This window comes from Arthrobacter sp. 05T420 (genome assembly GCF_056396305.1).
The window spans coordinates 290,012-302,955 of record NZ_JBFTLG010000002.1; the positions used below are offsets into that span (position 1 = coordinate 290,012).

General features: G+C 65.3%; 14 protein-coding genes and 1 pseudogene. 6 read left to right on the forward strand and 9 right to left on the reverse strand.

Annotation, left to right across the window (positions count from 1 at the left end):
- The first annotated feature begins 7 nt into the window (after positions 1-7).
- Together AC1DEM_RS03655 and AC1DEM_RS03660 are read left to right on the forward strand one after the other, a co-directional pair.
- Positions 8-265: a hypothetical protein gene (locus AC1DEM_RS03655; RefSeq protein WP_476883160.1), complete on the forward strand. Its 258-nt coding sequence runs from the start codon at positions 8-10 to the stop codon at positions 263-265.
- Positions 262-1,251, forward strand: coding sequence for a cyclase family protein (locus AC1DEM_RS03660; RefSeq protein ID WP_476883161.1), 990 nt, complete (start codon positions 262-264; stop codon positions 1,249-1,251). Before AC1DEM_RS03655 ends, AC1DEM_RS03660 begins: the two co-directional genes overlap by 4 nt.
- A 213-nt stretch (positions 1,252-1,464) precedes the next feature.
- Here the strand turns inward: AC1DEM_RS03660 and AC1DEM_RS03665 are convergent, their stop codons facing one another.
- From AC1DEM_RS03665 to AC1DEM_RS03680, 4 genes are all read right to left on the reverse strand, one after another.
- Positions 1,465-2,124 (reverse strand): GntR family transcriptional regulator, encoded by a 660-nt coding sequence (locus tag AC1DEM_RS03665; protein WP_476883162.1) that lies wholly within the window; start codon positions 2,122-2,124, stop codon positions 1,465-1,467.
- A 119-nt stretch (positions 2,125-2,243) separates the two neighbouring features.
- Entirely contained in the window at positions 2,244-3,245 is a 1,002-nt protein-coding gene (locus AC1DEM_RS03670) for a transketolase family protein (protein ID WP_476883163.1), read from the reverse strand.
- Positions 3,242-4,141 (reverse strand): transketolase, encoded by a 900-nt coding sequence (locus AC1DEM_RS03675; RefSeq protein WP_476883164.1) that lies wholly within the window; start codon positions 4,139-4,141, stop codon positions 3,242-3,244. Before AC1DEM_RS03675 ends, AC1DEM_RS03670 begins: the two co-directional genes overlap by 4 nt.
- Before the next feature lie 69 nt (positions 4,142-4,210).
- A complete protein-coding gene (locus AC1DEM_RS03680) occupies positions 4,211-5,548 on the reverse strand; it encodes an MFS transporter (protein ID WP_476883165.1) in 1,338 nt (445 codons plus the stop codon).
- A 188-nt stretch (positions 5,549-5,736) separates the two neighbouring features.
- Between AC1DEM_RS03680 and AC1DEM_RS03685 the strand changes: the two genes are divergently transcribed.
- Positions 5,737-6,561, forward strand: a complete 825-nt coding sequence (locus AC1DEM_RS03685; RefSeq protein ID WP_476883166.1) for a sugar phosphate isomerase/epimerase family protein — start codon at positions 5,737-5,739, stop codon at positions 6,559-6,561.
- Positions 6,562-6,661: 100 nt separating this feature from the next.
- Positions 6,662-7,438, forward strand: coding sequence for an SDR family NAD(P)-dependent oxidoreductase (locus tag AC1DEM_RS03690; protein WP_476883167.1), 777 nt, complete (start codon positions 6,662-6,664; stop codon positions 7,436-7,438).
- A 388-nt stretch (positions 7,439-7,826) separates the two neighbouring features.
- Here the strand turns inward: AC1DEM_RS03690 and AC1DEM_RS03695 are convergent, their stop codons facing one another.
- The 3 genes from AC1DEM_RS03695 to AC1DEM_RS03705 form a co-directional block, all read right to left on the reverse strand.
- A complete protein-coding gene (locus tag AC1DEM_RS03695; RefSeq protein ID WP_476883168.1) occupies positions 7,827-8,084 on the reverse strand; it encodes a hypothetical protein in 258 nt (85 codons plus the stop codon).
- Between the two features lie 112 nt (positions 8,085-8,196).
- Positions 8,197-8,574: a hypothetical protein gene (locus AC1DEM_RS03700; RefSeq protein WP_476883169.1), complete on the reverse strand. Its 378-nt coding sequence runs from the start codon at positions 8,572-8,574 to the stop codon at positions 8,197-8,199.
- Between the two features lie 74 nt (positions 8,575-8,648).
- Entirely contained in the window at positions 8,649-9,074 is a 426-nt protein-coding gene (locus AC1DEM_RS03705; protein ID WP_476883170.1) for an Hsp20/alpha crystallin family protein, read from the reverse strand.
- 126 nt (positions 9,075-9,200) lie between these two features.
- On the opposite strand from AC1DEM_RS03705, the gene AC1DEM_RS03710 reads away from it, so the two are divergent.
- Together AC1DEM_RS03710 and AC1DEM_RS03715 are read left to right on the forward strand one after the other, a co-directional pair.
- Positions 9,201-9,503: a MerR family transcriptional regulator gene (locus tag AC1DEM_RS03710; protein WP_476883171.1), complete on the forward strand. Its 303-nt coding sequence runs from the start codon at positions 9,201-9,203 to the stop codon at positions 9,501-9,503.
- A gap of 216 nt (positions 9,504-9,719) precedes the next feature.
- Positions 9,720-9,842 (forward strand): annotated as a pseudogene (locus tag AC1DEM_RS03715) (IS1096 element passenger TnpR family protein); the annotation flags it as partial.
- 384 nt (positions 9,843-10,226) lie between these two features.
- On the opposite strand, the gene AC1DEM_RS03720 reads toward AC1DEM_RS03715, so the two are convergent.
- On the reverse strand, positions 10,227-11,387 hold the full coding sequence (locus AC1DEM_RS03720) for a glycerate kinase (protein ID WP_476883172.1): 1,161 nt from the start codon (positions 11,385-11,387) through the stop codon (positions 10,227-10,229).
- A gap of 1 nt (position 11,388) precedes the next feature.
- Complete coding sequence (gene dctA / locus AC1DEM_RS03725) at positions 11,389-12,873, reverse strand: C4-dicarboxylate transporter DctA (protein ID WP_476883173.1); 1,485 nt, start codon at positions 12,871-12,873, stop codon at positions 11,389-11,391.
- Positions 12,874-12,944 lie beyond the last annotated feature (71 nt).

A 12,944-nucleotide genomic window follows, 5' to 3' on the forward strand; every position in this document is an offset into this window, starting at 1 on the left:
ACAAGACATGCACCAGACCAGACGAGCCATCGAAGTCATCTTCGTACTGACACTCGCCTTACTCCTGCTGGGCGGAGTCGTATTCGTCGCAGGCCAGGCCATCGCCCTCATCGCCGGGCAGGGTGACTGGCTGCAATTCTTCAATGACGCGTTCGAGCCCCCTCTGTGCATCGTTGCCTCGGCGTGCGCCATTGCCGGGTTCCTCCTCAGCTACAAGCACCAGCAGAAAAAAGTAGAGGCGCCCCAGGAGGTAGCGGCGCGATGACATTGCCTGCCGGGGACGGAACCTACCCGACATTTGCCCAACTGCTTGAAAGGGAGGGCGGGCTAGCCGGGACATCCTGGGGATTGTTTCCCGAACCGGAGCGGGGAACGCCATCCTTTATCACCCAGGACACCATCCTGGAAGCCACGAACTGCGTCAGGACCGGCACGGTCTTCGGTCTGGACTACCCGGCCGATGCCTTCGATCCCGGAATGTCGCTGAAACGCAGCGCACCGCGCCACACGATCTACTCCTCCCACCCAGCCCACCGGGACGACTACCTGGACGGCTACTACCTTCAGGGCTCCACACAGATCGACGGTCTGCGGCACCGCAGGGCGGACGACGTCGGTTTTTACAACGGCACTCCGGATGACCGAATTACAGAAGGCACGCCGGACCTCGGCATCCAGGAATGGGCCGAAAATCCCATCGTCGGCAGGGGAGTGCTGGTCGACCTCGACGGGCACCGGAACGCCCTCGGCGAGCCCATCGACCATGCGGCCGGTGAACCGCTCAGCCTCGATTTGATCCGGGAAGCCATTGAGGCGCAGTCCCTCACCATCTGCCCGGGAGACGTCCTCATGCTCCATACCGGATGGTGCGAGTGGTTCCTGGCCCTGACCCCCGAGGAGAAACAGCGGACCCGCGACGGCCGGCGTGCCACGGGCATTGCCCAGTCAGAGGATTTCGTCGCCTGGGCCTGGGGCCACCGCCTCGCGATCCTCGCCGCCGACAACTTCGCGTTCGAATGCCTCCCGGCCGTGCCCGGAAGCCCCTTTCTACGGTCAGCCCCCAACGACCACGGCATGATGCACCAGCAACTCCTCGCCAAACTCGGCATGCCCCTCGGGGAACTATGGAAACTCGCCCCCCTCGCCCGACACATGAGAACCACCGAAAAATGGGATGCGTTCGTCACCATCAAACCGCTGAACATCACCGGAGGAACGGGCTCGCCGGCCAACGCCACCGCCATCACCTGACCGCAAAAGAGACTCCTTCCGGCCGGGAGCACACGCCGAACGGTCGAAATGTTCAGGGCCGCGAACGCGGTGTCCAGCTGAATCCATGCTTGCGGACCGGCGCCGTTGGTCAGCTGCACCAAAGCTAGGCGATGCAGCTCGGGCAAGTTTTTGCTGTCTGGCGGTCGAGGGCGCCTTTGCCGCAGCCCAACATCTGGAGGCTGTGTCGTTCGGCTAGGCGACCAGGTTGTCGGCCGCGGTGTCCATGTGTTCGCGGATGGTCTTGCGGGCCAGGGAGGCGTCGCCGGTTTCGATGGCGGCCACGATGTCCCGGTGGCGTTTGACGCTCATGTTTTTGACGCCCTTTTCCAGCCCTCCGAACATGATGGACATGCGGATGGAGCCTTCGAGGGCGGTCCAGGAGTGGAGAAGTGTTTCGTTGCCGGTGAGCCGACACAGAGTGCGGTGAAATTCCATGTCGGATTCGATCCTCTCCTCCAGTGACGCGTCCTGGCCGGCTTCCATGGCGTCTATTGCCAGATGCAGGGATTCGATCACCCGTACGCGGTCGGGGAGTTCGCAGAGTGTGCGGGCGGCCAGAGATTCGAGGGCCGCGCGCACGGCGAAGATATCTTTGATCTCTTTTTCATCGAGGTGGCGGACGGACAACCGCCCGCGCGGGCCGGCGGAGAGGAGCCCTTCCTGTTCCAGCTGGCGCAGTGCTTCGCGCAGGGTTCCGCGGCTGATTTGGAGCATGTCGGACAGTTCCGTTTCCACCAGATGGCGGCCGGGTGCCAGTTCGCCGCTGGTGATGGCGGTGCGCAGCGCGGCAAGGGCCTGCTCGCGGAGGCTTTTCTTTTGCAGTCCCAGCAGGGGTGCTGTTGCTCCAGCCATCGTGGTGCTTCCTTACTGTCAGTGGTCGACTGTTTACCGTCGGTGTGTTAACCGTCGATCTTACGGCAGAAGCGCGGGGCGGGGATGGTGCCGCCCCGGGCCGCTGCAGCTCATTCGTTCTAGCCGAGTTCGGCGAGGACTTTCGCGACGATCCGTTGCACGGACAGTCCGTAGCGTTCGTGCAGGGTAGGAAGAGCGCCCGCGTCGAGGAACTGGTCGGGGAGTGCCACGGGCACCACGCGCTTTCCCAGGCCGGCGGTGACGACGGCGGAGGCGACGGTTTCGAACAGGCCGCCGATGACGCTGTGGTTTTCCAGCGTCACTGCAAGGCGGTCGGTGTTGATTTCCGCCAGGGCGGTTTCGGCGTCGAAGGGTTTGATGGTGGGGGTGTGGACGACGGCGACATCCACGTTGTGCTCTGCGAGGGCTTTGGCTGCCTGCAGGGCGCGCATGGTCATCAGGCCGGACGAGATGAAGACGACGTCGTTCCCGCCGCGGAGGACTTTGGCTTTGCCGAGTTCGAACGTGTAGTCGTATTCATCGAGGACGGTGGGGACGTTCCCGCGCAGCAGGCGCAGGTAGGTGGGGCCTTCGCTGGCTGCGAGTTGGGGGACGGCCTGTTCGATGTCGATGGAGTCGCAGGGGTCCACGATGGTCAGGTTGGGCATGCCGCGGAAGATGGCCATGTCTTCGGTGGCCTGGTGGCTGGGGCCGTAGCCGGTGGTCAGGCCGGGGAGGCCGCCGACGATGTTGACGTTGAGGTTCGGTTCGGCGGCGTCCAGGCAGAGGAAGTCGTAGGCGCGCCGGGCAGCGAACACGGAGTAGGTTGATGCGAACGGCACCAGGCCCGTCTCAGCCAGGCCGGCAGCGGCGCCGAAGAGCAGCTGTTCGGCCATGCCCATCTGGAAGAAGCGTTCCGGGAACGCCTGGGCGAAGATGTGCATGTCCGTGTATTTGCCGAGGTCTGCGGTCAGGCCGACGATCTTGTCGTTTTCCTGTGCGGCTTTGACCAGGGCATGCCCGAACGGGGCGGAGGCGGTCTTCTGGCCGGGATCGGCGAAGGACGCGATCATGGCCGAGGTCTTCAGCTTCGGGGCGGTGGCCTTTACTGCGGTGCTCATCGGGTTGCCTTTCCTTTGTATCCTGCGGTCAGTTGCTCGCGGCATTGCTGCCATTCGTGTTCTTCGATGCGCATGAAGTGCGCCTTTTCGCGGTCTTCCAGCAGCGGCACGCCGCGGCCAACTTTCGTGTCGCAGAGGATCACGGAGGGACGCCCGACGGCGGCGGCCTGGGCGGCCGCGTTGTCGAAGGCGTGCAGGAGTTCGGCCATGTTGTTGCCGTCCACGCGCTGGGTGTACCAGCCGAAGGCCTCCCACTTCTCGGTGACGGGCTCGGTGCGCAGCACCGTGTCCGTCTTGCCGTCTGCCTGGAGGGCGTTGATATCCACCATCGCGGTGAGGTTGCCCAGCTGGTGGTGGTGTGCGCCCATGGCGGCCTCCCACGTGGAGCCTTCGTCGAGTTCGCCGTCGGAGAGGAAGTTGTAGATCCTCGCCGCGGAGCCCTGGTGGCGCAGCCCGAGGGCCATGCCGACGGCGATGGAGAGGCCGTGGCCGAGGGAGCCGCCGGAGATTTCCATGCCGGGGGTGTAGGTGGACATTCCGGACATGGGCAGCCGGGAATCGTCCGAGCCGTAGGTTTCCAGTTCCTGGATAGGGATGATTCCGGCTTCGGCGAGGGCGGCGTAGTGGCCGATCGCGTAGTGGCCGGTGGAGAGCAGGAACCGGTCCCGGGCTTCCCAGTGCGGGTCATCGGCGCGGAACCGGAGCTGGTCGGCGTAGACCGCAGCGAGCATGTCGGCAGCGCCGAGCGCCTGGCCCACGTAGCCCTGGCCCTGCACCTCGCCCATGTTCAGGGCATGGTGCCGGATCCGGTAGGCCGCGGCCGAAACGCGGTCAGTACGTTCTGTGCTTCCATCGCGGGTGTTGCTGGGGGAAGTTTTTTCCTGTGTGAGAGCCACAAGTCTGCCTTTCGAAAGTGGTGGATGCGTTCTTCAGGGATGCCGTCGATGGCGTCCGGATGGTGGCTTCTATGCGCTCACGTGGGCGGGGGTGCTTTTCGTGGCCTCATCGGCGAGCTCACGCTCCCGCTTGCCCCAGGTTTCCCGGGTAACAATGGCGGCCCAGAGGCCGATGGCTGCGTACAGGCCGAAGAGCAGCGCGGGGCCCATCCAGCCGAAGCTGACGAACAGGAGCGTGGTGATGAAGGGGGTGAAACCGGAAACCATGGCGGAGATCTGGTAGGCGAGCGATGCACCCGAGGCGCGGGTCTTGGCCTGGAAGAGCTCGGGGAACCAGGCGCCCTGGGCGCCGGCCAGGGAGTTCTGGCAGACGGCGTAGGAGATCACGAGGGTGGCGATGATGAAGATGAACAGGCCGGTGTTGACCAGCAGGAACATCGGTACAGCGAACGCCACGGCGAAGGCGCAGGACCAGATGTAGACGGGCCTCCGGCCGATCCTGTCCGTCAGGCGTGCCCAGGCCTGCGTGGCGAAGATGCCGATCGCGGAGGCGATGCACAGGGCGACAAGCGTCTGGGTCTTGTCAGCCAGGTGCTGGCTGTTGAGGTAGGAAATCATGTAGGTGATGGACACGGCATAGCCTGCGGTTTCGGCGATGCGCAGGCCGATGCCCTTGACGATGTTGCGCCAGTCGGTCTTGATGACCTCGACGATGGGGGACTTCACAATGTCGCCGCTGTCCTTGACCTCGTCAAAGACGGGGGATTCCGGGACCTTGGAGCGGATGATGAGCCCGACGATCACGAGGACGATGCTGGCGAGGAAGGGGATGCGCCAGGCGAGTTCGCCGCCGAGCTGGATGCTGAAGAGGAAGACGAGGTTGGCCAGCAGCAGTCCCACAGGGAAGCCGGCCTGGACCATTCCGGTGTATTTGCCCTTGGACTTCCAAGGTGCGTGCTCATAGCTCATCAGGATGGCGCCGCCCCATTCTGCGCCGAAGGCCAGGCCCTGGACAATGCGGACGAAGACCAGCAGGCCAGGGGCGAGCAGCCCGACCTGGCTGTAGGTGGGAAGCAGGCCGATGACGAACGTGGCGACACCCATCAGGATCAGGGAGGCCACGAGGACGGGCTTGCGGCCGAGCTTGTCGCCGAGGTGGCCGCCGATGATGCCGCCGATCGGGCGGGCCGCAAACCCGACGCCAAGGGTGGCGAACGCGGCAAGAGTGCCGGTGACCGGGTCGCCGGTGGGGAAGAACGCCGTTCCGAAGTACAGCGCAGCGGCGGTGCCGAAACCGATGAAGTCATAGGTCTCGATCACCGCGCCGACGCTGGAGCCGATGGCCACCCGTCTGGCGGCCTTGGTTCCGTGGACGTGACCACGCATTTTCAGAGCTTCGTTGCTCATTTGGTGAATCCTTTCGAAGAGCGGACGCCGCTGCGGCGGGGCCACGGTCGACTGTTAACAACGGATACATCAGTGTGATCTGGATCATGTGGTTCTGTCAACTGGCAACGTCAGAGGTTGACTGTCAACAGTCCGGCCCGTAACGTGGTCCTCGTCACTTCCACGTAAGGCAAAGAGGCTCAACGACGATGTTCAATTCCCGACTCGGCTGCTCGTCCATCAGCTTCCGCCACCAGGACCTGCCCACGGCGCTGCGGACCATCACGGACCTCGGCTTTAAGGAAATAGATCTGGGCGCCCTCCCCGGAGTGTGCGGCCACGCTCCCTACGACCTCGACGCCGAGGCCGTCGCCGCCGTGACGGCCGAGGTGGTCGCATCCGGGCTGCGGGTCCGGTCGGTCAACGGGGACATCGGGGACCTGAACGCCGTGCTCGACGCCGACGCACAGGAAGCGCGGAACCGGCACGTTGAGGCCCTCCTCACTTTGGCGGCCGGCATCGGCGCCAAGGCCCTGGTCCTTCCGTGCGGGGCCCTGGGCCACGAGCCGGTCCGGAGCATCGACGCGGACCTGGACGCCATTGCCGCGCAACTTCTCGCTGCCAAGCAGCGGGCGGACGGGTTCGGCGTCGAGCTCTGGACCGAATCGCTGCACTTCCTGCGGTTCTGCTGGAACCTGGAGCGCGCGGAACTGCTGGCACGGCGGCTGGCGGGCTCCGGCGTCGGGATCGTTATGGACTTCAGCCATATTGTGGCCGCCGGCGAGGACCCGCTGGAGTACCTCACACGCCATCAGGGCCGGATCGCCCACGTCCACCTGCGCGATGCCGTGCCGGGGAACATCAACCTCAGCATCGGCAACGGCCAGGCCGATTTCGCCGCAGGTCTGGGCGCTCTCGCGGCCGAGGGCTACACCGGCCATTTCTCCCTGGAGCTGGAAACACGGGACGTCACCCACGAGGAACGTCCGGCGGCCGCCGCCAAAGCAGCCAGCTACATCACTGACCTCATCTGACCGTCGACTGCTCCGTAGCTGCCTTTATGAGCCCTCAAAACGGCAGCTACGGAGCAGTCGATCCAACTCACAGACACACCAAGCAAACCCAAGGAGCATCATGACCACCACCACCCAGCGCACCGCCGTCCTCACCGGGGCAACCTCGGACCGGGGCATCGGCATCACCACCGCACGCCGCTACGCCAGTCAGGGCTGGGCCGTGGTGATCCTGGACCTCGACGGCGAGAAGTCCGCCAAGGTCGCGGCCGAAATCGGCAACGAATTCAGCGTTCCGGCCTTCGGCCACGAGATCGACGTCGCCAACGAGGATTCCGTCAACGCCGCTTACAAGGCAGTGGCGGCCGAGGTCGCCTCTGGCGCGCTCCCGGCAGTCGGCGCCCTGGCCAACATCGCCGGCATCACCTCGCCCTTGCCGTTCCTGGAGACCACCCTGGAACTTTGGAACAAGGTCATGGCCGTGAACGCCACCGGCACCTACCTGGTCACCAAGGCGTTCCTGCCGGACATGATCGCCAGCGGTTGGGGACGGATTGTCAACATGTCCTCTGTGTCCGCCCAGCGCGGCGGCGGCGTGTTCGGCAAGGTGCCCTACTCGGCCGCGAAGGCCGCCATCCTCGGCTTCACCAAGGCCCTCGCCCGCGAGATCGGCGCCACCGGCGTCACCGTCAACGCCATCACTCCGGGTGCCGTGGACACCAACATCCGCGTAGGCAGCACCGCGGAACAGGAAACCGCCATCAACGCCGGCATCCCGCTGGGCCGCAATGCCAGCACCGAGGAAATCGCAGCCGTCATCACGTTCCTGTCGTCCGAGGAATCCGCCTACCTCACCGGAACCACCATCGACATCAACGGCGGCAGCCACATCCACTAACAACCACGACACGCTGTACTGGAACACGGCTCAGTGACCGACCCTCAGGACCCGTGCAGCCAGCGGCAGGCTCCCAGGGGTAGTTGATGGAATTCCTGGCAAGGTCCGATCCACTCCTCCCAAAATGCGCAAATGGAAATGCGTAGCGCCCGGACCTGTAGAACGACGATGCGTGCCTGCTCCATGTTCACAGCTTGCGACGCCTGCTTGGCCGCTCCGGCCGCCAGCTTGTCATAATCGCTGCTATCGGGGGTGTAGTAGCGCGGCCAGGCCTCAGATTCGGCAGGGTTCGCGCTGTTTCAGGAGGTCACGTCCCTCCGGGTGTCTCGCTGACGTCACATCCACGCTGGGCCAAGATCCCCATCCTGTGTTGACTCCGATTGGGCCATCAGGCGAGGTGGGGCACGCTGGCGAGGATGTAGTCGGTAGCGGCCGGGCCGGTCATCGTCAGGCGGTTGTCCGCCGGGTTGATCCGGCGTTCCTTCAGTGCGGCCCAAAGGGACTGGGCTGTCTGTGGCCGGTCTTGGTTGATCAGGCACCAGCTGGTGTAGAGGCCGTAGAGTTCGTCTTTGCCCAGTCCGGCGTCGGATTCGCGCCCGGTGGCGAGGGCTTCGCTGAGGAACCGGTCAAAATGCGGGGAGGTCATGTCAGTTCCTTTCATACCGTTGTTCTCGGTTCAGCCGCCGGTGATAGCGCGTTTTACCCCGGCCCCCGGGCCTTGAAGTGTGGCGTGCAGGGGATCTTGTGCCCGGTGCGGACTAGGGCTGGGTGCCGTAGATGAATTCCTTCGCGTGGCTCACGGCTTTTCTGAAGGCGTCGTTGCGGAGGGAGAGCTGTTCCTGGGTGCTTTCCTTGCCGCCCTCTGTGTAGGCGGTGATGCCGGGCCGCAGCACCCAGATATCCCCGGCGGGTGGGAGATAGAAAACTCCGAAGGAGCGGTGCTGCGGATCGTCGGTCCAGATGGGGACCACGGCCAGGGCAGCTCCGGTGTCCGGGTTGATCCACTGGGCCCGTGGCAAGGGCTGCTCGTGCACTTCGGGATCCAGAAAGGGTGCGGTTCCCTTTCCCCAGCGTTGTTCGAACCGCTCGTAGAATGCCGGCAGCAGCTGGCTGTCGTACGGGCGCCAGGCGCTCATGTCGGGCTCCTTTCCCGGGCTGGCTGGCGGGATGGTCCCCGGTCCACGAGGAACCGGGGACCACCAGTGGGCGGTCAGGCGTTGATTTCCTGGCGCTGGTTTCTGTCGGTCTCGATCTGGATCCGGCGCGGCTTGGCCTTTTCGGCCATCGGGATCCGCAGCGTGAGTACCCCCGCGTCATAGCCTGCCTTCACCGCTTCGGCGTCAAGGGCATCGCCGAGGATGAGCTGGCGGCTGAAGACCCCCCGAGGCCGCTCGGAGGCAATCAGCTCCGTGGTCTCGCCCGTCGGGCTCTTGCGTTCGGCCTTGACCGTCAGGACATTGCGTTCGACGTCGATGTCCACCGAGTCGACATCCACCCCTGGCAGGTCGAATGCGACGATGAATTCCTCCCCGTCCTGCCAGGCGTCCATGGGCATCGCGGCGGGCCTGGCCGTCGTCCCGAGGACCTGCTGGGTGAGCCGGTCGAGCTCACGGAAAGGGTCGGTTCGCATCAGCATGGTCTTCTCACTCCTTACATATGTTCGTTGGTCCAGCCAGATTATCTGTGGTGGCTGGCATAGATTTTTTATAGCATCGGTGCGACACTGAGGCAAGAGGGCATTTCGAGTTTTTAGGAGGATGCGATGGCGTCGGGCACCGGCAGGGCCGCGGGGCTCTACGCCATCTCCGTGGCGGCCGAGCTTGTGGGAATGGGGCAGCAGAACCTGCGCCTGTATGAGAGCGCAGGGGCCTGCTGGAACCGGGCCGCACCCTGGGGGACCACCCGCCTGTACAGCGAACAGGACCTGACGACCCTGCGCCGGATCAGCACCCTGCTTCAGGACGGTCTTAACCTGGCCGGTATCCGCACGGTCCTTGAACTCGAGTCTGCCAACCGGCGCCTGGAACGCGAACTCGCCGCAGCCAAGGCACGGCGCAAACCCTGATCCGAGTCAGCGCCGGATGGGCGCTCAGTTATGGGCTTCGAAGCGGCACCTACCGGCCAATTCCGATGAAGCCGATTACGGATCTTTCGTCAGTCCGGGGCATCGGCGGCTGGAGGGCGTCATTGTGCGGACCACTTGAGGAGTTGAGAGACTGCCTGCGTGGAACCACGCGAAGCCGAGGCGGCCGCCGGCGCGGATTCGATTTTGGAGGTCCGCGTGGGGCGGGTCGATTGCGAACCCGAGATATGGCGGCAGCTGGAGCTGGCTGGTTTGTTGTCACTAGCGCAAGTCGACGAAGTCCTGCAGGTGGCCTTCGGGTGGGAGGATGCGCACCTGCACCGGTTTACCGCGGCCGTTCCCTTCGGGCGGCTGCGCCCCGTTGACGGGGAAATCATCGAACCCCCGCAGTGGCTCCCCGCCCAGTTGTGCGAGGAACCTACCGACCTGGCCGAGGAGGACGGCTCGCTGGGCCAGCTCCTCGCGGCGGGATCAGGGAGCGCGTTTTGCCTCCCAGCGCGCACCGGCCGGCAGCCCTGCCTAGTTCAGGCTCTCGTCCCGCTGTTCCGGGGCGACAACTCCATGCGTTTCAGGTCTCCGGGTCATCCCGTTCAGAGCGCTGGGGTCGTCAGGACGCAGCTTGTACCCCAGACTGCTCAAGGCCGGTCAGCTAGTTTCCCCGGTGCCGGCAGCACTAGCCGAGCGTTTCTGTCTCCCGCGGCGAGGCTACAGCAGGCTCGTGCCGATGTCCTTTCCGATCCGGCGAAGCAGCGCGGCGGAAAGTTCGGGGTCCTTGGACGAGTCCTGATCGGTGTACTCGGCCAGGGTGTAGACCCGGCTGAGGTCCATTTCGGCCCACCGTTCCGGGGGCAGGAGGGAGCGGCCGGCGACGGCGATAATCGGACGGGAACCGGAGCGCCGGGCGACGGCGGCCGGCAGCTTCCCCGCAAGGGTTTGCTCGTCGAGGCTGCCTTCACCGGTAATGACGACGTCGCAGGTGTCCTTGCGGGCGTTGAAGTCCAGCAGGTCCAGGAAGTAGTCGGCGCCCGAGACCTGCTTTGCCTCGAGCAGCAGGCACGCGTAGCCGATGCCCCCGGCGCTGCCGGCGCCCGGACACCCAGCCAGCCGGTCCGCGCCGGCGAATCCCGCCGCCGCCAGCTGGGCGACGAAATGTTCGAGGCCTTTGTCGAGGGCCACGATCTCTTCCGGTCCTGCGCCCTTTTGGGGACCGAAGACCGCCGGTGCGCCCTGGGCGCCGAGCAGCGGGTTGTGGACGTCGCTGGCGACGACCAGCTCGGTGTCGGCCAGCTCAGCGAGGGCGGTCCGGTGGATGCTGTGGATCTGTGCCAGCGCCCCGCCGCTGCCGTAGAGCTGGCGGCCGTCGGCGTCGCGGAAGCTGTACCCGAGGGCCGTGAGCATTCCCATGCCGCCGTCGGTGCTGGCGCTGCCGCCCAGGGCCAGCACGATCCTGGCCGGTTTCAGGCTGAGCGCGAACAGCACAGCTTCGCCGAAGCCGCGGCTGGAGGCGCCCAGCGGATCCAGGGTTCCGCCCGGCAGGACTCCGAGGCCGCAGGTGTTGGCCACCTCGACGACGGCGGTGGTGCCGTCAAACGCGATGTTGGCCTGGACGGGCTGGCCGGTGGGTCCCGAGAGGGTGTAGTTGCGCCGGGCGAAGCCGGAGGCGACGGCGGCGTCCACGCTGCCGTCACCTCCGTCCGCCAGTGGAAGCAGTTCGCAGTGGATCGTCCCGGCCGTGCCCGTGACGCCGGTTGCGGAGCGGAGTCCTGCCGCCAGGGCATCGGCCACTTCGCCGGCCGTGAGGCTGCCTTTGAACTTGTCGGGTGCGATCAGGGCTCGCACGCTTTTCGGGGCACGGGCGGTGGCCATGTCAGATGGTTTTCGAGTAGGCAGGGTGGCGGTCCTCGCCGGATGCCAGGCCGACGGCGGCCGGTTCTGTGCGGGGGGAGTCGGTGGCCCGGGGTGTGTGATGGTGCTCGGTCAGGTCGGCAGCGATGTCGGTGAACTCGTCGAGCGGTGTCGGATCCTCGCTGGGCAGCGGCTCAACGGCTTCGCCGTTGAAGACGCGGCGGACACGGTCCGCGTCCAGCGTCCGGTCCCACCAGGCGATGAACAGGGTGGCGACGGCGTTGCCGGTGAAGTTCACCAGCGCCCGGCATTCGGACATGAACTTGTCGATGCCGAAGATGAGCATGATGCCGGCAGCAGGGATGGTTCCGAGGGTGGCCAGGGTGGCGGTCAGGGCGATGAAGCCGCCGCCGGCGACGCCGGCCGCACCCTTGGAAGTGAGCAGCATGACCGCGATCAGGCCCAACTGCTGGCCGATGGACAGCTCGGTGTTGGTGGCCTGGGCGATGTACACGGCGGCCAGCGAGAGGTAGATGGCGGCGCCGTCGAGGTTGAAGCTGTACCCGGTGGGGACAACGAGCCCGACCGTTTCCTTCTTGACCCCGGCGTGTTCCAGCTTGCGCATCAGGCCCGGCAGCGCCGGTTCGGCGGTGGAGGTGCCCAGGATGAGCAGGTACTCCTCTTTGAGGTGGCGGATCATCTTGAAGATGTTCAACTTCAGGAAGGCCATGACGGACCCGAGGACCACGACGACGAACAGGATGGAGGTGGCGTAGAAGAGGGCGATCAGCCCGCCCATGCTGGAGAGGGACGAGACGCCATACTTGCCGACGGCGAAGGCCATCGCGCCGAACGCGCCCAGCGGGGCGGCCTTCATGATGAAGCCCAGGATCTTGAACATGACCCCGGTGAGGCGCTGGACCCCGTCCAGGACCGGCGCCCCGACTTTGCCCATGGCGTTCAGGGCGATGCCGAAGATCACGGCGATGAAGATGATCTGGAGGATGTCGCCTTCCACGAAGGGCGCGGCGATGCTGGTGGGGATGATGTGGGTCAGGAACTGCCACCACTCCTGGTGGGCGCCGGTCTCGATGAGCTTGGTCGCGGAGTCCGTGGTCTTGATGGTGCTGGCGTCGGCGTTGACGCCCTCGCCGAGGCGGAAGACGTTGATGGCGACCAGGCCGAAGAGCAGGGCGAAGATCGTGCCGATCTGGAAGTACGTCAGGGCCTTCAGGCCGGTCATGCCGACCTTTTTCAGGTCCGCGACGCTGGCGATGCCGCCCACGATGGTCAGGAACACGATCGGACCGATCAGCATTCTCATGGCGTTGACGAAGGTGGTGCCGATCGGTTCCAGGGCGATGCCGGTGGAGGGCGCAAGCCAGCCGACGAGAATGCCGAGGACGATGCCGGTCAATACCCAGAAGTACAGCTGCCGGTACCAGCGTGTCTTGGGGGCCGCGCTTTTAGCTGCCGCGGCTCTGCCCGTGGTGGTGATTGGTCCCATGATTCCTACCTCATTGTGGAATGTGAATGGCGTGGTGCTTGAAGAGTGGTACTTGGAGAATGAAGAGCTGG

Excerpts from the sequence above, each read along its gene's own strand:
- AC1DEM_RS03655 (WP_476883160.1), top strand. The coding sequence starts at position 8 with ATGCACCAGACCAGACGAGCCATCGAAGTCATCTTCGTACTGACACTC.
- AC1DEM_RS03660 (WP_476883161.1), top strand. The coding sequence starts at position 262 with ATGACATTGCCTGCCGGGGACGGAACCTACCCGACATTTGCCCAACTG.
- AC1DEM_RS03665 (WP_476883162.1), bottom strand. The coding sequence starts at position 2,124 with ATGGCTGGAGCAACAGCACCCCTGCTGGGACTGCAAAAGAAAAGCCTC.
- AC1DEM_RS03670 (WP_476883163.1), bottom strand. The coding sequence starts at position 3,245 with ATGAGCACCGCAGTAAAGGCCACCGCCCCGAAGCTGAAGACCTCGGCC.
- AC1DEM_RS03680 (WP_476883165.1), bottom strand. The coding sequence starts at position 5,548 with ATGAGCAACGAAGCTCTGAAAATGCGTGGTCACGTCCACGGAACCAAG.
- AC1DEM_RS03685 (WP_476883166.1), top strand. The coding sequence starts at position 5,737 with ATGTTCAATTCCCGACTCGGCTGCTCGTCCATCAGCTTCCGCCACCAG.
- AC1DEM_RS03690 (WP_476883167.1), top strand. The coding sequence starts at position 6,662 with ATGACCACCACCACCCAGCGCACCGCCGTCCTCACCGGGGCAACCTCG.
- AC1DEM_RS03695 (WP_476883168.1), bottom strand. The coding sequence starts at position 8,084 with ATGACCTCCCCGCATTTTGACCGGTTCCTCAGCGAAGCCCTCGCCACC.
- AC1DEM_RS03700 (WP_476883169.1), bottom strand. The coding sequence starts at position 8,574 with ATGAGCGCCTGGCGCCCGTACGACAGCCAGCTGCTGCCGGCATTCTAC.
- AC1DEM_RS03705 (WP_476883170.1), bottom strand. The coding sequence starts at position 9,074 with ATGCTGATGCGAACCGACCCTTTCCGTGAGCTCGACCGGCTCACCCAG.
- AC1DEM_RS03710 (WP_476883171.1), top strand. The coding sequence starts at position 9,201 with ATGGCGTCGGGCACCGGCAGGGCCGCGGGGCTCTACGCCATCTCCGTG.
- AC1DEM_RS03720 (WP_476883172.1), bottom strand. The coding sequence starts at position 11,387 with ATGGCCACCGCCCGTGCCCCGAAAAGCGTGCGAGCCCTGATCGCACCC.
- dctA (WP_476883173.1), bottom strand. The coding sequence starts at position 12,873 with ATGGGACCAATCACCACCACGGGCAGAGCCGCGGCAGCTAAAAGCGCG.